Genomic DNA, 21549 nt, shown 5'->3' with positions numbered 1-21549 from the left:
TCGGGTAGCCGGCCCAGCCCGCCGAATCTTTGATCTCCGGATGTCGCGCAATCTGGTGATGAGGGATCAGAAGGGCTCTGCCGCGGCCCTTGGAACGCAGGTGCCAGGTCCTCGAAGTCACGCCGCCCGGTCGACCGCTGTCGGACCGATGTCCAGGCACGTCAACCGTTGCGGGCGGCTTCGGGGCCGGTGATGCGTTTGAGCAGGGGCAGGGTGGAGGCGATGATCCCGAGCGCGGCCGCCAGTCCGCCCGCGACCAGTGCGTAGTACGCCGCGTCGGGCGGGATGAGGTCGTAGTGCATCTGCGATGTCAGGAACATCGCCGATGCGGCGAAGGCAGTGCCGACCGCGGTCGCGGAGACGGCGAGCAGGGGCAGCGCGCTCTCCAGGCCGATCACGCGTTGCAGCAGCCGCAGCGGCGCGCCGGTGAGACGCAGGATCGCGAACGGCCGCCTGCGGTCCGACAGGCCCGCGACGACGCTCACCGCCAAGCTGCAGCCCGCGATCGGCAGCGTGGTCAGCAGCACCACGTTGGCCAGCTGCCGCCAACCGGCCAGCTCCTGCTGGAGATCGGTGCCGTAGTCGGCGACGGTCCTGCCCTGGCCGTGGGGGTAGGCGGTAGTGAGCAAGGTACGCACGCGTTCCTTGGCCGTCGTGGAACCGTCGGTGGCCACGTAGAGCAGCTGCACCGGCAGCCTGGCGAGTGTGGCAGGGCGGATCGCGGCGGCGGGCCACCGGTGGGCCGGCTGGGAGGCCAAGTTGACGAAGGCGAAGGACTCAACGGCCGCGACGCTCGCCCCGTCCGGGCAGCGGCCCACCATCGGGCTCTGCGCCAGATCGGAGCAGGACACCAGCGCCGGCACGATCGGCGGGTGACCTCCCGGGGCCGGGACCTCACCGACGCCACCGGGGTTGGCGTGGACGACGGCCACGCCTCGCACCCCCGGGATCGCCCGCACCTCGGCGAGCAGCCGTGCCGGAACGGTCCCGGCCAGGGGCGACTCGCCGAAGGTGCCGAAAGCCACCACCCTCCGGGTCTGCGTATCGCCGTCGAGCGAGCCGCGGTAGTGGTTGACGGTGCCGATGATGCTGACCGTCGCGGTGGTCACGAACAGGGCCAGGACGAGGCCGCTCACCGCGCGGAAGCCGGCCTTCGGGTCGTCGGCGAGCCGGCGCACCGCGATCAGAGCGGCCGGTCGGCGGGTGCGCCGGGCCACCGCCCGTGCGACGGTCATGGTCAGCCACGGTCCGGCGATCACCAGGCCCACCATCGCCACCAGGAAGCCGGGGAGGTAGGCCGCCGCCTGGCCGTTCCCGGTCATCGGGCGGCGGTTGATGAAGTACGCCAGCTCGGCCAGACCCGCCAGCAGGGGGATCAGCCGCCAGGCGCGCGGCGGGCGCGGGGTCACCCGGCGGCTCACGCCGAGCGGGGAGATGGCGACCCGGCGCAGCGCCAGCCGCGCCGCGATCGCCGCCGCCACCGGCACGCCGACCAGGACGCCGAGAGCCTGCGGCGCGCTGAGCGTCAGGTCCGAGGGGAAGAACCGCTGCCCGGTCAACGGGATGGTGGCGACCAGTGGGCGCAGTACGGCGTAGAGCCCCAGGCCGGTCACCGTGCCGGCCGCGGCCGCCAGCGTGGACTCCACCGCCGAGATCACCGACACCTGCCGGGGAGTGGCACCGACCAGCCGCATCGCCGCGTACCGCTGCTCGCGAGTGGCGGCGGACAGACGCGTCGCGGTGCCGATGAAGATCAGCACCGGGAAGATCAGCGCGCCGGCCACCACGGAGAGTACGAGGGTCATCGCGTCACCGCGCACGGCGTTGTCCCAGCACCCGTTGTGGCAGGAGGACGGCCGGGCAGTGGCGATGGCGGTGACCGCTTTCGTCTCCGGCGCTGCCTTGACCTGGGCCGGGGTACGGCCGATGACGGCGATCAGCGAGTCCGGGGAGGGCAGAGCGGCGTCGCCGATCGTGCCGGCGAGTCGGCCGGGGAAGCGGTCACCCAGTTGGCCGGCCGGGGTGTCGCGGATCAGCTGGGCCAGCGCAGGCGAGGCATAGTACTCGCCGGGCGCCGGCAGGTGCGGGAGGCCGGGCGGGGCGGGCGAGTCCGCGCCGGTTGCGGCGACGTCGACCTCGGTGAGTGACGCGCCGTCGTAGTAGTCGCGGTGCGGCCGCCACCACAGGGGGGCCACCGATGCCCGCTCGGTACTGCTCACGGCACCGGAGTCGAGCCACAGCTGCCGCTGGTTCGACCGGTCGACGGCGTTCATGCCGGCGAAGGCCGACAGCAGCAGCGCGACCCCGATGGCCACCGCGGCGGCGATCATCACCAGTCGGGCGACCGCCTCCCGGCCGCCGCTCACCGCCAGACGGAGCGCAAAAGCGATCATGAGGCTATCCGTCCGGTCGTGAGCAGGCTGGCCTTGCCGTCCCGGACCATGACCTTCTGATCGGCGTACGCGGCGACCCGCGGCTCATGGGTCACGAGGACGACGGTGGTGCCCTCCTCGTGGGCCGCGTCCACCATCAACTCCATCACCTGCTCGCCGGTCAGCGAGTCCAACGCCCCGGTCGGCTCGTCGGCAAACAGCACCTTGGGCCGGGCCACCAGGCCGCGGGCCAGCGCCACCCGCTGCGCCTGACCGCCCGACAACTCCCCGGAGCGGCGTCGCTCCAGGCCGTCCAGGCCCAGCCGGGCGAACCAGGGCCGGGCCTCGGCGAGCGCGGCCGCCCGGCGCATGCCGGAGAACAGCAGCGGCAGGGCGACGTTCTCCTCGGCGGTCAACTCGGGGACGAGCTGGCCGAACTGGAAGACGAACCCGAAGGTGTCGCGGCGCAGCGCGCTGCGGTCCGCCTCGTTCATGGTGTCGATGCGGCGTCCGTCGAAGTGCACCTCGCCCGAGTCGGGGGTGAGGATGCCGGCCAGGCAGTGCAGCAGGGTGGACTTGCCTGAGCCGCTCGGGCCCATCACGGCGAACACTTCGCCGGCCTCGACAGCCAGGCCGGCACCGCGCAGGGCAGGGGTCTCACCGAAGGACAGGGTGAGATCACGGGCCTCGATGAGCGCGGTCATGCGCGCACCGCCTCGGCGAGCGCGTCCATCCGGGCCGCGGTCAGCTCGATCCAGTGCAGGTCGGCCTCCAGGTGGAACAGGCCGTGGTCGGCGAGCAGGGCGTCGACGAGCGTGCCAGTACGGCGCAGCTGGGTCAGTTCGTGCATCCGCTGCAGGTGCGCGGCCCGTTGGGTGTCGAGGTACTGCTGGGCGTCCCGGCCGAGCATCAGGGCCAGCACGACCTTGGTGAACAGCACGGTCTGCAGATTCGGCTCGGGAGCCACCGGCTCGGTGAGCCAGGTCTCGAACTCCGTCGCCCCCGCCTCGGTGATCACGTAGCGCTTGCGCTCGGGGCCGACCCCGGGCTCCGCCTCGCCGGCCACCACCTTCCCGTCCCGCGCCAACCGGCCAAGTGTGGTGTAGACCTGCCCGTACGGCAGCGGCTTGCCGCGACCGAAGAAGGCGTCGTAGTCACGCTTCAGGTCGTAGCCGTGGCTCGGCTCCCGCTCCAACAGCCCCAACAGGGTGAGAGGAACACTCATGAGCCGGACCATACACCAGAGATATACTCTCAGTGTATATCTGCAGAGAGTACGCTCTGACTGCCAGACCTGACATCCGGGTCAGGACGGCCCCCGAGCCCGCGAACGGCAGGCCAGGGCCTGCAAAGCCGGAGAGAAGGCAGCCGCGGAGAAACGGCCGGCCACACAGACCGCGGCGGCGGAGCCGGCTGCCCAAAAGACGAAGGGCGTGTGACCGCACCGAGGCTGGGGACTGCACGGAGTCGTCATCGACGAACAGAGCGAAGACGTCGGCGGCGGGAACGATCAGGCGGGCCCAGGCGTTGACTCGGACCCGATCAACGTTGCAATCCTTGGGAGCATCGTGCCCGAAACCACGCCCGTCAACTCCGCCACTCTCCCGGCGCTCCCGGGCCTGAGCGCGCAGGCCGAGCGACTGATCCAACTGGGGGTTCACGAGTTAGCGGATCTGTCCACCGCCCAGCTCCGTGTCTTCGCCGCTGCCGCTGAGCCCGTTGTGGGCGGGGAGGCCGCCCTCCTCACGGTCCACCCCGACCGCGCTCCCGCCTCCGCCCTCACACCGCTGCTTCGCCACGACGGCAAACCGGGCTTCGTCGTGACCGACATGCCGGACGTCGACCTCTTCGCCCCGCTCGACAGCGTCGTGCTGCCCGACTCCCCGCTCCACGTTCTCACCGGCCTGGACCGCAGCGACCACATGGCCAACTGGAGCCCGAACGAGGCGCTCGCCGCCCTCACCGCGCAGGCCCGCACCCCGTTGCTGCTCACCGAAGGCATCCACTGGCTGCTGCAGCAGCCCGCCGTCCTTGAACGCAACCATTGCTTCATGACCATCGGCTCCCGGCTCCGCAAGGCAAGTGGCGTCCTGGACGCCCGCACCCCGGCGATCTGGATCAGCAACGGCACCGGACGGGACGGCCGCGCGCGCCGCGACGCGCCCAAGGTCGGCTGGTGCTGGGCCGGCAATCGGCACACCTGGCTGGGCTTCGCCTCCGCAACGGACCGCCGGGACCAAGGCCGGTACGGGACCGTGAGCAGTCGGCGGGGCGGAAGCTGCGCGGGCAGGTGATCGAGCCGCGCAGTCGAAGTCCCGCCGGGCAGCCGGTCGGTGTGGTGATGTCCCCAGCGTTCCGCGCGGCGCGTCGGGGACGCGGCCGGCGTCGTCGCGGACGGCTTCGGTGAGGTCGTGGTGCACACCGGTGACGTCACCTCGGGCTCGCTCGGTCGCCTGGGATTCCGCCGAACGGAGCCGCTTCGAGCCGCCTCACGCCGTACCGCCCGCCGGAGTCGGAGGATGCGGACCTGCACCTCCGGAGCGTCGGCATGTGCGGCCGCGACCCGGGGCACCGTCACCTCCCGGTCCAGCACCTGCCGGATGGCGGCAGGGCAGGGCCGAGCCGCAGGTCACGACGCGCGTACCGGCTCCAGCCGCGTGAGCGGCGGAACGCTGCCCTCCCGACCCTTCGGGCTCAGGCCTCGCCGCGGCGTACCGAGGCTCCGGATGCGCGCGGTCGCTGCCAGCGCGCGGGACCCGCCCATGGGACGGCGGACGCCCTCGTCCGTGGACTGGGCGCCTGGTGAGCGCCGGTGCTGCGGGACGCCCTCCGAGACGTCGGCGCGGATCACACGGCGGACGAGACGTGCACCGCGGTCCTCGACGCCGTGCTGCCCGCCCTGCCCACCGACGACGTCGCCCCGCTGATCGCCCGGACCCGCGCGCTGACGGCCGACGACATCGCCGAATGGGAGGTGCCGTCCGATCCGGCAGCGGTGGCCGACACCCGGAAGCGGATCAGCCGCCACCTCACCCGCTGGGGCCCGGAAGAGGCCGCCTTCGCCACCGAACTCATCCTCAGCGAGCTGGACACCAACGCCATCCGCTACGCCACCGGCCCGATCCGGGTGCGCCTGCTGCGTGGCCGGAGCCTCATCTGCGAGGTCTCCGACACCAGCAGTGCCTCCCCGCACCTTCGCCACGCGACCACGACCGACGAAGGGGGCCGGGGACTCTTCCTCGTGGCCCAACTCGCCGACCGCTGGGGCACCCGCCACCTGCCCACCGGCAAGACCAGCTGGGCGGAGCAGGCCCTCACCGGCCCGCAGAGCACGCCGAGCGGCAGAAGTTCCGGCGGTTGATCGCGCAGGGCTCCGCAGTGAGGGGACGCACGCGCCGGCCCAAGCCGTGCAAGCTCTCCACGAACGCCCGGCCGCTCAATCGGCTTCGCGAGGCATCCGTGTCCCGGCCACGGCCGGCGCGCGTCCTCGTCGGAGATGTTCGCGTCGCGCCTGTGTCCCCGGCCGCCGACATCGGCCAGGGACACAGGTGTCTCATGCAGCGCCGGGCATCCTCGGCGGGGCGGACCTCAGCGTGCGGTCAGCTTCCACAGGTGGTCGGCGGTGCCGTTGTCCGACCACTGCAGGACCTGGGCGCCGGAAGTGGTGCTCATCTGGTCAACGCCCAGCAGCAGGCCGCTGTTGTAGTCGGCGATCTTGGCGTAGCCGCCAGGGGCCGGTATGACCTGCCAGAGGTGGTCGGCGGTGCCGTTGTCACCCCAGATCAGAGCAGGGCCCCCGGCGCTCGTGCTCATGTTCTGGATGCCGAGCAGCAGTCCGCTCTTCTGGTTGACGATCTTGTACAGGCCAGAACCCGCCGCCACCAGGCTCCAGTTCTGGTCGGTGCCGGCCGTGGGGGCGGCCTGCACGACCGAGGTGCCCTGAGCGGTGCCGCCGTTCACGGTGTCCAGGGCGAGACCGCTGTTCTTGTTGGTGATCCGGTAACGCCCGGCCAGCGAGGTGGAGGTACCGGTGGGGGTGATCACCAGGTGGTAGCCGTCCGAGGCGTTCATGGTCACCGGTACGGTGATCGAGCCGCCCGAGACCGTGTAGTCGGCGTCCGAGATGGTGATCGGCCCGGAGGAGGCGGTCGTACGGCCGGTGCTGGGCGTGTACTCCAGCTTCACGTGGACCGTGCCGCCGAAGGCCGACAGCGAGGACAGACCGTTGACGGTCACCGCGCAGGAGCCGGTGCAGCCGCCCGCGATGACGCTGATCTGATCGCGCGAGCCGTCGAGGGAGGCGATGCCGTCGATCGCTGTCTGCGCCGGAGGCGTGGTGACGAGCATGTTCCCCGACATGTCGCCGTACCACTTGTACAGCCAGTACGCGCCGTTGGGCGAGCCGCCGGTGTCCGTGAGGGTGTCGCCGAGGGTGCCGTAGTGGTTCCAGAAGGCCAGCTCGGCATCGTGCACACCGGCCCGCTCGAACTTGGCCAGGTAGCCGACGAGCGGTCCGGGCACGCCCACCTCGCTGGTGGTGCCGTACTCCTCGACGGCGATCGGGCGAGGGCTGATGCCGAGGCTCGACTCCAGCGAGCGGTACGCGGCCACGTGCGCGGCGATGCCGGAGCTGCCTTGCAGTTCGTGCCAGCTGATGACGTCGGGGACGGTGCCGTTCGCCTTCGCGTCGGTGAGGAACTGCGACATCCAGGACTGGTTCCAGGCGGAGTAGCTCGGGCCCTGGATCGGGGTGGCGGCGTCCTTCGACCGCACCTCCTCGTACGTGCGCGTCCAGCCGGCGTCGAAGGAGCCCGCGTCGGTGGTGTCCCACGTCCAGTCGGGCTCGTTCCACAGCTCGTACGCGGCGATGTTCGTCGCGCCGGAGGACTTCACCGAGGCGACCTGCTTGTCGACGGCGGACAGCCAGTCGCTCCAGCTCACCCACTTGTACGGGAAGTTGGGGTACCAGTCCGGCATCCGTACGACGATCTTGGCGCCGGCGCGGGCCGCCTTGGGCGCGACGACCAGCGCGTCACCGGCCGGTCTGGGCTCGCCGTTGGGCAGTTGGGAGCCGCCCGGCGCCATCTGCACGAAGGTGTTGGGCCTGAGCGGGGCGACCAGGCTGTCGGCGGGGGTGCTGCCGTCGGCGAGGCCGTAGAGGCTGCCGGTGGCGACATGGGTGACCGGGCGCAGCGTCTGCCCGGCGTTGACCACCAGGGTGGTCGCGGAGGTGGGGGCCGCCTGGGCCGGGGCACCGGCGGCGAGCGCGGTACCGGCGGCCAGGGCGCAGACACCCAGGAGCGAGGCGAGGGGTCTTGTGCGGCTCATGGAGGGGTTCTCCTCGACGGAGGGGATGGGGAGGCGGCTTCAGTCCTTGACCGCGCCGGCGGTGACGCCCGCGGCCACGTAGCGCTGTGCGAGGACCAGCAGGACTGCCGCGGGGATGGAGGCGACGACGGCGGTGGCCATGATCGCGTTCCATTCCTGGTTGTTGTTGCCGATGTACTTGTAGATGCCGAGGGTGATCGGCCGCAGATCGCCGCCGCCGTCGAGGGTGTTGGCGAAGACGAAGTCGGACCAGGCCCACAGGAAGCTGAAGAGCGAGACCGTGACGAGCGCGTTGCGGCTCACCGGCAGCACGATCGACCAGAACGTGCGGAAGGCGCCCGCGCCGTCGATGCGCGAGGCGGCGATCAGCTCGCCGGGGATGCCCGACATGAACGCGGTGAAGATCATGACTCCGAAGGGCACGGCGATGGTGGAGTCGGCGATGATCAGCCCCCACCAGGAGTTCAGCAGCCCGAGGTCGAGGAAGATGCCGTAGAAGCCCATCGCCATGACGATGCCGGGGACCATCTGGGCGATCAGCAGGGCCAGACCGAGCGCTCCGCCGCCGCGGGGGCGCAGTTTCGCCAGGGAGTAGCCGGCGGGGGCGGCGAGCAGCAGGGTGAGGGCGACCGTGCCGAGGCCGATGAGCAGGCTGGTGCCGAGGTAGGGCAACTGGTCGTCCAGGACCGAGCGGTAACCCTGGAAGGTCGGGTGCAGCGGGAACAGGTCGGGCGGACTCTTGCGCATGTCCTGCTGCGGGGTGAGGGACACGTTCAGCATCCAGTACACCGGAAACAGCATCAGCGCCGTGAGCAGGAGCCCGATGAGGGTGTAGCGCCGTGACTTCACGTCTCCTGCCTCCTCTGGACGCGGATGTACAGCAGGCCGAAGACCAGGGCGATGAGGATGAGGAGGTTGCCGACCGCGGCGCCCGGTCCGAACCTGGGCAGCAGCGTGCCGAAGCCGAGTTGGTACGACCAGGTCGCCAGGGTGGAGGAGGAGTCGCCGGGGCCTCCCTTGGTCATGATCCAGATCAGGTCGAACACCTTGAGGGTGTAGACGAGACCGAGCAGCAGGGTGATCGCTGACACCGGCCGCAGCAGCGGGAAGGTGATCCGGCGGAACACCTGCCAGGCGCTCGCCCCGTCCAGGGCGGCGGCCTCGTACAGCTCGGCCGGGATGTTCTGCAGCCCGCTGTAGAGGATGACCAGGTTGAACGGGATGCCGATCCAGATGTTGGCGATGACGACCGAGGGCAGCGCCCAGTCGGGCGAGGTGAGCCAGCCCACCGGATCGACCCCGAAGAAGTGCAGGAAGTAGTTCACCACGCCGGACTCGCTGTTGAACATCCACGACCAGGTGGACGCCGACACGATCAGCGGCAGCAGCCAGGGGATGAGGAACAGGGCCCGCAGCACCGCCGAGAGCCGGAAGTGCCGGTTGAAGAAGACCGCGAGGACGAGTCCGATGGCGTACTGGAAGGCGATGGACACGAAGGTGAAGACCATCGTGTGGCGCAGCGCCGGACCGAAGCTGGGATCGTCCAGGATCTTGCGGAAGTTGTCCCAGCCGGAGAAGGGCGCGTCACCGGCGACGAAGGAACGGACGGTGTAGTCGCGCAGGCTCAGGTCGAGGTTCCGGTAGAGGGGACAGAGGTAGAAGGCGGCGAGGTAGGCGATCAGCGGGGCGACGAAGGCGAGCGCGATGAGCCGGCTCCGGCGCCGCAGTCTGCGCTGCGGCGCCGCGTGGCCGGACCCGCTCACCTGTGCCGCCGGTGTCCGCCGGCGCGGCCGGTCGACACGGGCGATGGTCATCGGCCGGCCTCAGTTCTTCCCCGCGCTCGCCTGGGCGGTGTCCAGCGCCGCCTGCGGGCTCTTGCCGCCGGAGAGCGCCGACTGGACGGCGGTCCACATCGGCTGGGAGATGGCCGGGTACCTGGTGCCCAGCCCGCCGCTGGTGCGGCCTCGCGCCGCGGCCACCGCGGCCACCCACGGCTTCAGCCGCGGGTTCTGCTTCACCTGGGTGGCCTGGACCGCGGCCGTCGGCGCCACGTACATCAGCGTGGTGTCCGTCGGCAGCAGACTGGCGTCGCTGGTCAGGCACTGGACGATCTTCTTGCTGACGTCGTAGCGCCCGGTGTCCTTCTGCACGGGGACGGTGACGAACTCACCGCCGGTCGGCACGGGCGCCGAACCTCCGTTCTGCGCCGGGATGTTGATGACGCCGTAGCCGAAGGCCGCCTTGTCCGCGTTGCCGAGCTGCCAGGTGCCGTTCTCGCCGAACGCGTAGGCGCCGGTGGCGAACTCCTGCCAGCTGGTGGTCTGCGTGTTCTGCAGGACGTCCTTGGGCGCGTACCCCGCGTCCACCCACTGCTTCCACAGCGACAGCGCGGCCACTCCTTGCGCCGAGTTCAGCCTGGTGAGGTCGCCGCCCGCGCCCCAGAACCAGGGCAGGAACTGGAAGCTGCCCTCCTCGGTGTTGATCGCGGAGAAGGTGATGCCCTTCTTCCCGGCCGCCTTGACCTTCTTCAGCGCGGCGGTGAGGGAGGTCCAGTCCTTGATCGAGGCCGGGTCGACGCCCGCGGCGGACAGGACCTTCTTGTTGTAGTAGAGGGCGAGCGTGTTGGCGCCGATGGGCACGCCGTACGCGGAGCCGCCGATGGTGCCGGCGCCGATGATGTTCTTCTGGACCGACGTCGTGTCCAGGCCGAGCTCGCTGGTCTTGTTGAGGATCCCCGCCGCCACGAGCGTCGAGACGACCGGGTTGTCGACCAGCATGACGTCCGGCGCGTTGCCCTGCTGGGCGGCCAGCAGGGCCTTGTTGCCGAGGTCGGTGGTGTCGTAGGCGGTGCGCTTGACCGTCACCCCGGCCTTCGTCCCGCAGCCGGAGACCAGCTTGCCCCACGGGGAGGAGGCGTCGAACTGCGGATAGGGGTCCCAGAAGGTGTACGTCCCCGAGGAGGCGTTGCCGCCGCCCGAGGAGCCGGAGCCGCCCCCGCAGGCGGTCAGGGAGGCGAGCGCGCCGACGGCGGTGAGCGCGGCGAGGAGAGTGCGGCGGGTAGGAATCACGGGGCTGACCTCGATGGTTGGGAGGGCGGAGGAGTCAGGAGACGGGCAGCCAGACGCGCATGCTGCCGTCTTCGCGGTTGGCCCAGGCGTAGTAGGGGATGGCGGTCAACTCCACGGGCTCGCTGTCGGGCGAACCCGGTGCGGGATCCGCGGGGGACGTGCCGTGCGGGCGGTAGGGGGCGTACGGCCACCAGCCCGCGTCCGGGATCCGCTGCCTGCGGCCCGCGGCCACGACCGTCGTGACACCGTCGAGCAGGTCCGGACGGTGTTTGACGCCCAGGGGTCCCGCGGTGTCCACGACGATGTCGTCCAGGCCGCCACCGGGATGGTCGGCCTGCTCCAGGCAGTACACGAGCGGGCCGCGTTCGATGGCCACGCAGCCGCGGACGGCGTCCACGCGGGGGTCCGCCGCGGTGAGGCGGGGCTCCAGCGCCAGCTCCAGGACCACCCGGTCGCCGGCGGCCCATGTACGCTCCAGCCGCAGCCAGCCATCGGTCACCGGACCGTCGTACGACTCCTCGCCGCACCGCACGCGTACGTCACGGCACCACTGCGGGATGCGCAGGGACAGCGTCCAGGCCCCGTCGTCCGGGGTTTCCTCGACGGTGAGGGCGACCGTGCCGTTCCAGGGGTACTCGGTCGTGCAGCCGACGGTGATGCCGTCACCGCGGTAGCGGCCGGTGACGTACTGGTGGATCTGGAGGCCGCCGTCGTCCGTGCTGGCCAGGTAGTGTTCCAGGGAGGCCAGCAGTCGCATCACGTTGGGCGGGCAGCAGGCGCAGCGGAACCAGCGGGTGCGGCGGGCCGACTGGTCGCCGCCGGGGTCGGTGTGGCCGTCGCGGACCTGGAGCGGGTTGACGTACAGCCAGCGCTCGCCGTCCAGCGACACTCCGGCCAGGAAGCCGTTGTACAGGGTGCGTTCGATCAGGTCGCTGTAGCGGGCCTCGCCGGTGAGCAGGGCCATGCGCCAGCTCCACTGGATCGAGGCGATGGCGGCGCACGTCTCGCAGTACGCGCGCTCGTTGGGCAGTTCGTAGGGGTCGCCGAAGTCCTCCTTGTCGTGGTGGGCGCCGAGCCCGCCGGTGACATGCGTCTTGGTGGTGGTCATCGCGTGCCACAACCGCTCGGCGGCGGCACGCAGTTCATCGTCCCCGGCCTCGGCGGCGAGGTCGGCGGCGGCGGCCAGCAGATACAACTGGCGTACGGCGTGGCCCTCCACGTTCGTCGCCTCCCTGAGCGGGACGCGGTCCTGGCAGTAGGCGTCGCCGCCGAGCAGGCCGTGGCCGTGGCGGTCCACGAAGTAGACGGCCAGGTCGAGGTAGCGCCGCTCGCCGGTCTCCCGGTACAGCTCGGCGAGCGCGGTCTCGATCTCGGGGTGGCCGTCGATGCCGTCGAGGGGTTTGCCGCTGCCGGCCGGCCCGAAGACGGAGTCGATGTGGTCGGCGAACCGGACGGCCACGTCCAGGAGTTCGGTGCGGCCGGTGGCCCGGTGGTGGGCGACGGCGGCCTGGACGAGGTGCCCCGCGCAGTACAGCTCGTGCCCCCAGCGCAGGTCCTGGTACCGCTCGCCGCCCTTGACCAGCTGGAACCAGGTGTTCAGGTAGCCGTCGGGCTGCTGGGCGGCGGCGACCAGCCCGGTGATGCGGTCGACGTGCGCTGCCAGCTCCTCGTCGGCCCCTTGGGCGAGCTGCCAGGACGCGGCCTCCAGCCACTTGTAGACGTCCGTGTCGACGAAGGGGTACGCCCCCTGGAACTCGCCCTCGGCGGTGCCGGCCGCGAGCCGCAGGTTGTGCAGGTTGCCCGCGGACTCCAGCAGCTCGGGGCCCTGCGGGATGGAGGTACGGGCGTTGACCTCGCGGCGGGCGTGCCAGAAGCCCGCGTCGATCGCGGCGACGGCGGGACGCAGCGCGGTACGGGCGGCCGGGCCGAGGCGGACCGGACCCACGGCACCGGCGGGGGCGGGCGGGACGGAGCGTGTGCGGGGCATGGCTCTCCGAGGGAGGCGGGGATGAGTGACGAGCAAGCAAATGAGCAATCGTTTTCCTGAGCGAGAAGTAGAGGGCAGCGGCACTCTTCGGTCAAGAGGTACGGCAAGACATTTTCCGATCCGTGCAGGGGTTGGCGTAGACCTGCACCGCCTGTCACGATGGACGACGTCGCCGTCGTCAAGGAAAAGGTTTGCTCGTGACCGCTCCCGCTGGTGCTCCAGGCTCTCCTTCCACCGGCCGGGCCAGGCTCGCCGACGTCGCCGCGCTCGCCGGCGTCAGCGTGGGCACGGCCTCGAAAGCGCTCAGCGGGGCCGGCCGGATGCGCCCGGAGACCCGCCAGCGCGTGCTGGACGCCGTGGAGGCCCTCGGCTTCCGCCCCAACCAGCACGCCCAGAGCCTGCACACCGGCCGCAGCTGGACCGTCGGCCTGATGACCACCGACGGCATCGGCCGCTTCAGCACCCCGGTCCTGCTCGGCGCCGAGGACGCCCTCGGCGCCGGCAAGATCTCGGTCCTGCTGTGCGACACACGCGGCGACGCCATCCGCGAACAGCACCACCTGCGCAACCTCATGGACCGCCGGGTCGACGGCATCATCGTCACCGGCCGCCGTACCGACCCGCGCCCGCCGCTGACCGGCATCACCGGCCTGGAGTCGATACCGGTGGTCTACGCCCTCTCCCCCTCCACCGACGCCGGGGACATGTCCGTCGTCACGGACGACAAGGGCGGCGCCGAACTGGCCGTGGAGCACCTGCTGTCCACCGGACGGGCCCGCATCGCCCACGTCACCGGCCCCGAGCACCACGCGGCCGCCCGCGACCGGGCCCGGCACGCCGTGGACCACCTGAAGAGCGCAGGCCTGCAGCTGACCACCGGACGTGTCCACTTCGGCGAGTGGAGCGAGGCTTGGGGCCGCCGCGCCGCCGACGCGGTGCTGCGGACGGCCCCCGGCACGGACGCCTTCTTCTGCGGCAACGACCAGATCGCCCGCGGAGTCGCCGACGCGCTGCGTGAGCGGGGCGTCGGCGTCCCCGGGGACATCGCGGTCGTCGGCTACGACAACTGGGACACCATGGCCCTGGCCAGCCGTCCCCCACTCACCACGATCGACATGAACATCGCGGAGATCGGGCGTATCGCGGCCCTGCGCCTGCTCGAAGCGATCGACGCGGGGAAGGCGTCGCCAGGAGTGCGGACGGTGCCGTGCCGGCTCGTGGTGCGCGAGTCCACGTGATCAGCCGCGGGCTTCGGCGCTGCCGCCGGTGATCGTTCCGAACAGCTCGCGAGCCCGCTCGCAGAACTGCTCGACCTCCGTGGTGTCCGGCTCGTCACCGTCCGCCGGCATGCGGGCCTGGAGCCGCTCGTCACGCAGCCCGCCGCAGCGGGCCCGCACCTCAGCGGTCACCGGCTGGACCGCGATGTGCAGGTGCATGCGGGCGTCGCGGCCGTGCGACCACATGCAGACGTAGGTCTGCTCGGGCCGGCACGACGTCTCCACGACACGAGCGGTATCGCGCAGCGAGGGGCCGAGCTCCGCCGCTGCCGTGTCGTCCAGCTCCGCGATGGCCACGACGTGCTCCCGCGGACCGACGATCAAGGTGCCGGGATTCATCGGTCCGGCGACGTGGTTCACCGCCCAGGCACTGGTCGCGTGCAGGACGCCACCGGGCAACTCCCGCCGCCGGGTGTCGCTTCAGACGCCGGTGATGGTCCATTCGTCGTTGGTGCTGGAGTTCGGCGCCCACATCACCGTGGTGGAGCCGACCGTGGTGCTGGCGCTGCCGTCGAGGGCGGTGCCGGTGCCCCGGTTGATGATCTGGTAGCGGTTGTCGCCGAGGCTGCTCAGCGACCATTCCTCGCGCGCCGGTGCGGTACGCAGCGCTTGCGTGGAATCGGTTCGCCCACACCCCTGCGCACGGCGTGAAAAGCGTGACCACGGGACGGTTCCCGGGCCGGCGTCGTTCCCCGTGGGCACACATGGCACTCGGACGCGGTGTGTCCGCCCTGTGCCCTCGTGGCGCCCGGACGCCTGTGAACCACCGGGGGCCATGGCGCCTGTCCCGCACTCCAGTGCCTCCGGGGCGACTGCGACGCCGTACGCGCAGCGCCTCGGGCGAGGCGGTCACGCGGTCAGTGGCTCGATCCACGACGGCTCGATCGACGACGTCCACCGCACGACGGTGGCGGCAGCCGGACGGACCCGCGATGGCGTTCCGGTGGGCGCCAGGCGGGCCCGAGCTGGGGTGAAGCTATTCGGGCCGCGGCTTCCGCCGGTTCAGTCGCCGGCGCCTCAGCCCGTTCCCGCCCGGGTCGAGCCGCCGGCACCGGTCACCACAGCCCTGGAGATCGGCGAGGAGGTCATTGATGCCAAGGAGCGCACATTCATCCCGAGGGCCGACGGGCATCCCGCCCATCCGGAGGGGATCCGGCTTACGGGCGCGCCCCGTCAGGAGAGTCGCCGCCATGTTCGTGGCCGTCGCGGGGCTGCTCGCGGCGACGCTCGCCGGCCTGCAACCGGCCTCGGCCGCCGGCAACCCCTACCAGCGGGGCCCTGACCCCACCGTGGCAAGCGTCGCCGTCACCGGCGGCCCCTTCAGCACCGCGTCGGTCAGCGTGCCACCGGGCAACGGATTCAAGCGCGCAGCGCGCCCGTGCCCCTCAACGCCGACGGCACCGCCACCAACACCCAGTCCGGCCTGTGCCTGGACGTCACCGGCGCCGCCACCGCCAACGGCACTCCCGTCGAGCTGTGGACCTGCAACGGCGGCAGCAACCCGCAATGGTCGCTGGGCTGAGCCCCGCACCGGCACGTCCGCGGTGCGGGAAGCCAGGCCGCCGCTGATCGGAGAGCCGACGGTGATCGCCGTCCGCACCCGGGGGCTTCACGTCCGGACCCTCGGTGCTGCACGCCCACGCCGGCGACCGGGCGGGCGCCGGCGCGGGCTCCGCCCGTGCGCAAAGCACAGCACCGGCTGAGCCGAGCCGTCACATGCTTCCGGGCCATGGCGAACCGATTCGCGCGGGGTACCCTGGCGCCCTGGGGGCAAGTTCTCGGGGAGCTGTATGAACATCGGGGAGATCGCTCGGCGCGCCGGCGTGTCGCGCAGCACGGTGTCGTACGCGCTCAGTGGGAAACGACCGGTCGCGACCAGCACCCGCAGACGCATCCAAGACGTGATCGACGAACTGGGATATCGCCCCAACGCGACCGCGAGGGCACTCAAGGAGGGCCGTACCCGGACGATCGGGCTCGTCATCCCGCCGGCCGGCGACAGGCTCACCCACATGCAGTTGGACTTCGTCGCCAGTGTGGTCGACGCCGCCGCCCGGGTGGATCTGGATGTCCTGCTCTCCCCGTCGGGCGGGGGACACGACCGTTCCTTCGAGCGCTTGGTCTCGGAAGGCCGGGTGGACGGTGTCATTCTGATGGAGATCCGCCTGAACGACCCTCGCGTGGGTCGCCTGCAGGCTGCGGGGCTGCCCTTCGTCGGTATCGGGCACACGGCCGGAGACCACCAGATGTCCTGGATCGACGTCGACTACGCCGGCTTGGTCCGGCACTGCGTGCGTCACCTCGCCGATCTGGGGCACCGCCGGGTGGCTCTGATCACACGGTCCAGGGAACTGATCTCGGCCGGCTACGGCCCCGCGCACCGGGCCGGTGAGGGATTTGAGGCGGCCCTGGCGGAACGCGGCCTTGACGGCTTCGAAGTGCCTTGCGGGGACGATGCCCGCTCCGGCCAGGAGTGTGTCGAAGCGCTGCTGCGCAGCCATCCGGACCTCACCGCCGTCACCACCATCAACGAGGCCGCGCTGCCCGGCGTCGAGCGCGCGCTGGCGGACACCGGCCTCGAGGTGCCGTACGACTTCTCCGTCATCGCGGTGGCGGCCAGGGCCTGGGCCGAGGACTTCCGTCCGCCGCTGACGGCGGCAGACGTACCGGCCATGGAAATGGGCGAGAAGGCCGTTTCCCTGCTCGTGGAACGCATCGCCGAGCCGGACACCCCGCCGCGGCACATCCTGTTGACTCCCCCGATCTCGTTGCGTTCCAGCACGGCCGCCGTACCCACCGGTCGGCCGTCGCGAGTCGGTCGCGGGAACCGCTGAGCCATCCGGGTACGGCATGCGCGCCCACCGGCGGATCCCGGGAACCTCCGCAGTAAACGCCGCGTCCCCGCTTCAACTGCCCGTCCCGGGCCACGCGTTCACCGAGGCGGACTCCGGGGCGCGTCACGGCAGGGACGAGGACGGCATCGTGATCGCGCCGGCATGGGGCCCTGCGCACGAACGCCGTTGGATGGGCGGTGACTGCGCATGGCTGTGGTGAGTGGTTCAGCGCGTCACCGGGCGTGACGGTATCGGCGACCGCCGAGGGCGTTTCGTACCCTGGCGGCATGCGAATGCGCCCCACCTTGAGCTGGAGCCCCGCCGAGGACCTGCCACCGGCCACCACGGACCTGGGTCCGGTCACAGACGCCCTGGGGACCGGAGGGGTGCTGGTGCTCAGCGGGGCGGGCATCTCGACCGAGTCGGGGATTCCCGACTACCGGGGCGCCGGCGGGAGCCTGAGCCGGCACACCCCGATGACCTATCAGGACTTCACCGCCAGCGCCCAGGCCCGGCGACGGTACTGGGCGCGCAGCCACCTGGGGTGGCGCACGTTCGGACGTGCGCTGCCCAATGCCGGGCACCTGGCCGTGGCCGCGTTCGGGCGCCATGGGCTGCTCTCCGGCGTGATCACCCAGAACGTCGACGGACTGCACCAGGCCGCCGGCAGCCGGGATGTGGTGGAACTGCACGGCAGCCTGGGCAGAGTGGTGTGTCTGTCCTGCGGCGCCTTCAGCGCGCGCCGGGAACTCGCCCGGCGGCTGGAGGAGGCCAATGAGGGCTTCGCGCCGGTGGCCGCCGCGATCAACCCGGACGGCGACGCGGACCTCACCGACGAGCAGGTCGCCGGCTTCCGGGTACTGCCGTGCACGGTCTGCGGCGGCGTCCTGAAACCGGACGTGGTGTTCTTCGGGGAAGCCGTCCCGCCCCAGCGGGTCGAGCACTGCCGCGAGCTGGTCCGTGCCGCGACCTCGCTGCTGGTCCTGGGTTCCTCACTCACGGTGATGTCCGGACTGCGGTTCGTGCGGCAGGCTGCCCAGGCCGGGAAGCCGGTGGTGATCGTCAACCGGGACCCCACCCGCGGTGACCGGCACGCCCGCAGCCGGGTGGCCCTTCCCCTGGGAGCGGCCCTCGCCACCGTGGCCGACCGGCTGGGCATCTCCTTCCACGGCCGGCCGACGGGCTGACACCGTCGCGCCGCGGCCGGGGTCGGTTCTCCGTGCCGGTGGTGCGAGGCATCGGCGACTGGCTCGGCGTGGGCGATCCGGGGCGCTGCGGCAGGCGTTCCGGAGCGTCAGGCGTCCTGAGACCTGCGCGGGCGCCGTGTTCGGCGTCGTACGAGACTCTGCGGTCACTTCTTGACGGGCGGGGTCATGGTGCGCAGCGCGTGCCACGTTTGGGCCCCGATTCTGCCGTCGGGCTCCAATCCTCCCCTGGTCTGCGCGGACACGACGGCCCGCTCGGTGTTCGCACCGTACCGGCCGTCGACGCCCGTGGCGCCGAGTGCGTACCCGAGGCGTTCCACCAGACACTGCGCCTCGGCGACCTCGCTCCCGCCCGCGCCGGGCCCGAGCAGGGCGTCCTGTGTGTCGTTGATGCCCGCGTACCAGAGTCCGTCGCGCTGCCGGAACCGGCACGTGTACGGCGCCACGTACCGCACGTCGAAGGTGGCCCAACCGGTGCGTCGGCCGGTGCCCTGGTCGGTCACCCGTACCCGGTACGTCCCGCGCTGGTCCGTGCTGGAACAGGGCCAGGCCAGCTTCAGCGATCCGTCGCTGTTGACCGTCCCCGTGGTGGACACGTTCTGAGGCGTGCTGCCGTCCGGCGCGATGATCTCGTCCGTGTACCGGCCGCCCGGGGTGAAGCCGCTGGACCGGTTGACCAGCGTCTGGTCGGCGCGGGTGCACGCACCGACCATCTCGAAGTGCAGCGGATGGGGCCTCGCCAACCACCAGCCGGTCGCCGCCGTGACGGTGAGGGCCACACCGGAACCGATCAAGACCTTGCGATTCCGCCACGCCGGTACCACGACCGGCAGCGGTGGTCGTAGCCCCGTTCCGGCCAGCGCGGCCAGACCCGCCTCGTCCTCGACTCGCTCGGCCCACCGGTCGGCGCGGCTGATCGTGAGACTCCCCAGCCCCTCCGCTCTGTGGTGAGCCGTGATGATGCCGATGATTCGACCGTGTGCCCACACCGCCGCACCGGACATGCCCTCCCACGGGGAGCACCGCGGGTCCGGATCCCGTTCCGGTTCCTGAACCCGGAATTCCAGCACGCCCTCCCTTCGCCCGGTGAGGAGCGCGATCACACCGCGCGCGTGGAAGGAGTCGCGGTAGCGGCCCGCTTCGTCCCGGCGCATCTTGAACAGCGGGAAGCCCAGCGCACTGCATTTCAGACCTGCGTCCCGGTCCCGCACCGCGCCGAACGCGGCGGGTCTGATCCGCCCGAGAACCTTCGGAGCGCTCAGGGCCAGGACGGCGACGTCGGTCGTCTCGTCGGACCAGGTGACCTCGGCCTCCTCGTCCCACAGAACGATTCCGGCGTTCTCCGAGCGGACGCGGATCTGCCGTGCCCCCGCCACCACGTGGGCGGCGGTGAGAACGGTGTCCGCACGCACGAGGTATCCCGAACCGCGCCGACCGGTACCGTCGGTGTGGGTGACGATGACTTCTGCGGCCCGTTCCGCCTGCAGGCCCCTCACCGGCGGCCGTGCCAGGGTAATGGGCCGGTGACGCCCCCACCGTTCATCGCCGTCGCGCGTCCCTCCCGAAGACAGGTCGGCCCGTTCAACGCGTATCGCCTGACCTTCCGCTCTCCTGATCGGACCGCACATTATGACGCTTTGGGCTGCTGAGCATGAAGGGGGCTGCGCGCTCTGCGGTGATTTCCGGCCAGGCGTGCCGGGTGAGGGAGCCTCCGGGACCGAGCATCGAGTCCTTCCTGCCCGTGACGGACGAAGAGCGCCGTCCCGGCACACCGCCTCCGCGTCCGGGTGCTCCGCACGTCACGCGGCCAGTGCGACGGCGTCCCTTCGCTTCACGCGCACACCGCACGCCGGCGTCGGCACGGTGAGCCAGGGCTCATGCGACGTCCGTGCGACGCCCGGACTCGGCGACCGGGCGGGAGGGAGCCTCAGGCGCCTGACCGGGGATCAGCTTCAGATGGCGGCGCTGACGTGCGTTCCTTGTCGGCGCGGCGATGGGAGTCAGCCAGTTTTCGACACGGTCCATCAAGAGCAGCAACACACCGAGCCCGGGCAGCAGCAAAACCGCTGTGACGATCACGACGGGCCGTCCCTTCCTCGACAGCAGTACCGAGCGGGTTCCCGTCTCTCGGGTAATCGGCGACCACGATTGTGAGGATGCGGTGAAAGTGTGCGCGCCGGTGCCTCTGGTCGGGGCGCGCGGCGGAAGCCGGCCGGGCGCACGGGACGCACGACGGGTGCCCTGGACCGGCCTGTTCGGGGTACTCGCGTCGTCGCGGGGAAGGGCAAACGACGGGAGGTGATGACCATGTCCTCGAATATCCAGCCGCCGCGCGGGCCTGGCGAGCAGTTGTCGGGGGCGGAGCCGGTGGGTGAGCTGGTGCAGCGTGCGTCGCAGCAGCTGACGGAGCTGGTGCGCGCAGAACTGCGCCTGGCACAGGCGGAGTTGAAGGAAAAGGGGAAGCGGTTCGGTAAGGGCGGCTCCCTGTTCGGCGGCGCCGGGCTGGTCGGGTTCTTGATGCTGCAGGCCCTCGTGGCCACCGTGATCGCCGCGCTGGCGGTGGCGCTGCCGGTGTGGGCCGCGGCCCTCATCGTGACCGCGGCCCTCGGTGCGGTCTCCGCGGTGATGGCGCTGACGGGGAGGAAGGAAGTCTCCCAGGCCGCGCCGCCCGCCCCCGAGGAAACGATGAAGAGCGTGAAGGCCGACGTGGCCGAGATCAAGGAGAGTGCTCACCGATGACCAAGTCTCCGCACGACGAGCCCCCCGCCCAGAGCCCGGAGGAACTGCGCGAGCGGGTCGAGCGGACCCGCCACGAACTCGGCCGGACGGTGGCGGCACTCACGGCCAGGACCGACGTCAGGGCCCGCGCCCAGGCGAAGGCCGCCGAGGTGAAGGGCCAGGCCGCCGCCAAAGCGGGTGAGCTGAAGGCGCAGGGCGCGTTCCAGGCCGGGCAGCTGAAGGAAAAGGCGACCGAAGCCGCTGCCCTGGTGCGGCACAAGCTCCCCGTCCGGGCCAAGGACAAGGCCGCGCGGGCTGCCGGACAGGTCCGCTCGAAGGCGGCTGAGGCCGGTCAGGTGTGGCAGGACACGGCGCCGGAGACGGTGCGGTCCAAGGTGTCCAAAACCGCGCGGGTGGCCCGGGACGACCGCCTGGTGCTGGCGGCTGCCGGTGCGGCCGCCGTCCTCTGGCTGGTCTGCCGCCGCCGGAAAGGATGAAGGACAGAAGCCCAAAGTCGCCTCACGGAGCGGCTGATCGGGTCTGCTCTCGGCGTCGTGCCGGAGACTACGGCAACGCCACGGCCCCACGGTCACCGGCCGCAGGACCCCACCGGACAGGCCTCAGTCCATGGCGGTCTTCAAGCGGCGTCACCGCAGCGGTGGTGCCGGCCGACGCCCCTGGCGGCGCCTCCGTGCGCCAACGCCCGGTCCACGTCGCCCATTACCGGCGGCAGCGTACTGAGCGCACGTCGGCCGCCGCG

Annotated in this window: 18 protein-coding genes and 2 pseudogenes; 8 read left to right on the top strand and 12 right to left on the bottom strand. The window is 71.5% G+C overall.

What is annotated here, in order from left to right:
• Nucleotides 1-161: 161 nt before the first annotated feature.
• From ACZ60X_RS10125 to ACZ60X_RS10115, 3 genes are read right to left on the bottom strand one after another with little or no spacing between them, the layout of a single operon-like run.
• Complete coding sequence (locus ACZ60X_RS10125) at nt 162-2393, bottom strand: FtsX-like permease family protein (protein ID WP_469595738.1); 2232 nt, start codon at nt 2391-2393, stop codon at nt 162-164.
• Nucleotides 2390-3076, bottom strand: coding sequence for an ABC transporter ATP-binding protein (locus tag ACZ60X_RS10120; RefSeq protein WP_469595736.1), 687 nt, complete (start codon nt 3074-3076; stop codon nt 2390-2392). Before ACZ60X_RS10120 ends, ACZ60X_RS10125 begins: the two co-directional genes overlap by 4 nt.
• On the bottom strand, nt 3073-3597 hold the full coding sequence (locus tag ACZ60X_RS10115; protein WP_469595734.1) for a PadR family transcriptional regulator: 525 nt from the start codon (nt 3595-3597) through the stop codon (nt 3073-3075). Before ACZ60X_RS10115 ends, ACZ60X_RS10120 begins: the two co-directional genes overlap by 4 nt.
• A 343-nt stretch (nt 3598-3940) precedes the next feature.
• On the opposite strand from ACZ60X_RS10115, the gene ACZ60X_RS10110 reads away from it, so the two are divergent.
• Both ACZ60X_RS10110 and ACZ60X_RS10105 read left to right on the top strand, forming a co-directional pair.
• The gene (locus ACZ60X_RS10110; protein WP_469595732.1) at nt 3941-4666 is read left to right on the top strand and encodes a DUF5701 family protein; all 726 of its coding nucleotides are present in this window, start codon (nt 3941-3943) and stop codon (nt 4664-4666) included.
• A gap of 518 nt (nt 4667-5184) precedes the next feature.
• Nucleotides 5185-5733: pseudogene (locus ACZ60X_RS10105) on the top strand (ATP-binding protein); the annotation flags it as partial.
• Between the two features lie 227 nt (nt 5734-5960).
• Here the strand turns inward: ACZ60X_RS10105 and ACZ60X_RS10100 are convergent.
• Genes ACZ60X_RS10100 through ACZ60X_RS10080 form a run of 5 tightly spaced genes read right to left on the bottom strand, consistent with a single transcriptional unit; the run spans nt 5961 to nt 12755 of the window.
• On the bottom strand, nt 5961-7700 hold the full coding sequence (locus tag ACZ60X_RS10100) for an RICIN domain-containing protein (RefSeq protein ID WP_469595729.1): 1740 nt from the start codon (nt 7698-7700) through the stop codon (nt 5961-5963).
• Nucleotides 7701-7739: 39 nt separating this feature from the next.
• Nucleotides 7740-8501 carry a carbohydrate ABC transporter permease gene (locus ACZ60X_RS10095; protein WP_469596006.1) on the bottom strand — a complete coding sequence of 254 codons (762 nt, stop codon included), beginning with the start codon at nt 8499-8501 and terminating at the stop codon, nt 7740-7742.
• Nucleotides 8502-8545: 44 nt separating this feature from the next.
• Nucleotides 8546-9514 (bottom strand): carbohydrate ABC transporter permease, encoded by a 969-nt coding sequence (locus tag ACZ60X_RS10090; protein WP_469595727.1) that lies wholly within the window; start codon nt 9512-9514, stop codon nt 8546-8548.
• A 9-nt stretch (nt 9515-9523) separates the two neighbouring features.
• Nucleotides 9524-10768, bottom strand: coding sequence for a sugar ABC transporter substrate-binding protein (locus tag ACZ60X_RS10085; RefSeq protein WP_469595725.1), 1245 nt, complete (start codon nt 10766-10768; stop codon nt 9524-9526).
• Nucleotides 10769-10802: 34 nt separating this feature from the next.
• Nucleotides 10803-12755, bottom strand: coding sequence for a glycoside hydrolase family 127 protein (locus tag ACZ60X_RS10080; RefSeq protein ID WP_469595722.1), 1953 nt, complete (start codon nt 12753-12755; stop codon nt 10803-10805).
• A gap of 197 nt (nt 12756-12952) precedes the next feature.
• Between ACZ60X_RS10080 and ACZ60X_RS10075 the strand changes: the two genes are divergently transcribed.
• A complete protein-coding gene (locus ACZ60X_RS10075; protein WP_469595719.1) occupies nt 12953-13993 on the top strand; it encodes a LacI family DNA-binding transcriptional regulator in 1041 nt (346 codons plus the stop codon).
• On the opposite strand, the gene ACZ60X_RS10070 is transcribed toward ACZ60X_RS10075, so the two are convergent.
• On the bottom strand, nt 13994-14431 hold the full coding sequence (locus ACZ60X_RS10070; RefSeq protein WP_469595716.1) for an HIT family protein: 438 nt from the start codon (nt 14429-14431) through the stop codon (nt 13994-13996). It lies immediately after the preceding gene.
• Nucleotides 14432-14452: 21 nt separating this feature from the next.
• Nucleotides 14453-14809, bottom strand: a complete 357-nt coding sequence (locus tag ACZ60X_RS10065; RefSeq protein ID WP_469595713.1) for an RICIN domain-containing protein — start codon at nt 14807-14809, stop codon at nt 14453-14455.
• 607 nt (nt 14810-15416) lie between these two features.
• Between ACZ60X_RS10065 and ACZ60X_RS10060 the strand changes: the two are divergent.
• The 3 genes and pseudogenes from ACZ60X_RS10060 to ACZ60X_RS10050 all read left to right on the top strand — a co-directional run.
• Nucleotides 15417-15554: pseudogene (locus ACZ60X_RS10060) on the top strand (RICIN domain-containing protein); the annotation flags it as partial.
• 268 nt (nt 15555-15822) lie between these two features.
• Complete coding sequence (locus ACZ60X_RS10055; protein WP_469595711.1) at nt 15823-16866, top strand: LacI family DNA-binding transcriptional regulator; 1044 nt, start codon at nt 15823-15825, stop codon at nt 16864-16866.
• A gap of 287 nt (nt 16867-17153) precedes the next feature.
• Entirely contained in the window at nt 17154-18053 is a 900-nt protein-coding gene (locus ACZ60X_RS10050; RefSeq protein ID WP_469595708.1) for an NAD-dependent protein deacetylase, read from the top strand.
• Nucleotides 18054-18217: 164 nt separating this feature from the next.
• On the opposite strand, the gene ACZ60X_RS10045 is transcribed toward ACZ60X_RS10050, so the two are convergent.
• Nucleotides 18218-19699 (bottom strand): trypsin-like peptidase domain-containing protein, encoded by a 1482-nt coding sequence (locus ACZ60X_RS10045; protein WP_469595706.1) that lies wholly within the window; start codon nt 19697-19699, stop codon nt 18218-18220.
• Between the two features lie 247 nt (nt 19700-19946).
• Nucleotides 19947-20150 carry a hypothetical protein gene (locus ACZ60X_RS10040; protein ID WP_469595702.1) on the bottom strand — a complete coding sequence of 68 codons (204 nt, stop codon included), beginning with the start codon at nt 20148-20150 and terminating at the stop codon, nt 19947-19949.
• A 228-nt stretch (nt 20151-20378) separates the two neighbouring features.
• Between ACZ60X_RS10040 and ACZ60X_RS10035 the strand changes: the two genes are divergently transcribed.
• Nucleotides 20379-20810 carry a phage holin family protein gene (locus ACZ60X_RS10035; protein WP_469596003.1) on the top strand — a complete coding sequence of 144 codons (432 nt, stop codon included), beginning with the start codon at nt 20379-20381 and terminating at the stop codon, nt 20808-20810.
• Nucleotides 20807-21286: a DUF3618 domain-containing protein gene (locus tag ACZ60X_RS10030; protein ID WP_469595699.1), complete on the top strand. Its 480-nt coding sequence runs from the start codon at nt 20807-20809 to the stop codon at nt 21284-21286. Before ACZ60X_RS10035 ends, ACZ60X_RS10030 begins: the two co-directional genes overlap by 4 nt.
• The last annotated feature ends 263 nt before the right edge of the window (nt 21287-21549 follow it).

Source organism: Streptomyces sp. NPDC104106 (assembly GCF_055584345.1).
This window is presented reverse-complemented; position numbering and strand designations above follow the sequence as displayed.

What these genes read in the sequence shown, in the direction of transcription:
- ACZ60X_RS10125 (WP_469595738.1), bottom strand. Translation starts at nt 2,393, where the DNA reads ATGATCGCTTTTGCGCTCCGTCTGGCGGTGAGCGGCGGCCGGGAGGCG.
- ACZ60X_RS10120 (WP_469595736.1), bottom strand. Translation starts at nt 3,076, where the DNA reads ATGACCGCGCTCATCGAGGCCCGTGATCTCACCCTGTCCTTCGGTGAG.
- ACZ60X_RS10115 (WP_469595734.1), bottom strand. Translation starts at nt 3,597, where the DNA reads ATGAGTGTTCCTCTCACCCTGTTGGGGCTGTTGGAGCGGGAGCCGAGC.
- ACZ60X_RS10100 (WP_469595729.1), bottom strand. Translation starts at nt 7,700, where the DNA reads ATGAGCCGCACAAGACCCCTCGCCTCGCTCCTGGGTGTCTGCGCCCTG.
- ACZ60X_RS10095 (WP_469596006.1), bottom strand. Translation starts at nt 8,501, where the DNA reads ATGCTGTTTCCGGTGTACTGGATGCTGAACGTGTCCCTCACCCCGCAG.
- ACZ60X_RS10090 (WP_469595727.1), bottom strand. Translation starts at nt 9,514, where the DNA reads ATGACCATCGCCCGTGTCGACCGGCCGCGCCGGCGGACACCGGCGGCA.
- ACZ60X_RS10080 (WP_469595722.1), bottom strand. Translation starts at nt 12,755, where the DNA reads ATGCCCCGCACACGCTCCGTCCCGCCCGCCCCCGCCGGTGCCGTGGGT.
- ACZ60X_RS10065 (WP_469595713.1), bottom strand. Translation starts at nt 14,809, where the DNA reads ATGGCCCCCGGTGGTTCACAGGCGTCCGGGCGCCACGAGGGCACAGGG.
- ACZ60X_RS10055 (WP_469595711.1), top strand. Translation starts at nt 15,823, where the DNA reads ATGAACATCGGGGAGATCGCTCGGCGCGCCGGCGTGTCGCGCAGCACG.
- ACZ60X_RS10050 (WP_469595708.1), top strand. Translation starts at nt 17,154, where the DNA reads ATGCGAATGCGCCCCACCTTGAGCTGGAGCCCCGCCGAGGACCTGCCA.
- ACZ60X_RS10045 (WP_469595706.1), bottom strand. Translation starts at nt 19,699, where the DNA reads ATGTGCGGTCCGATCAGGAGAGCGGAAGGTCAGGCGATACGCGTTGAA.
- ACZ60X_RS10035 (WP_469596003.1), top strand. Translation starts at nt 20,379, where the DNA reads ATGTCCTCGAATATCCAGCCGCCGCGCGGGCCTGGCGAGCAGTTGTCG.
- ACZ60X_RS10030 (WP_469595699.1), top strand. Translation starts at nt 20,807, where the DNA reads ATGACCAAGTCTCCGCACGACGAGCCCCCCGCCCAGAGCCCGGAGGAA.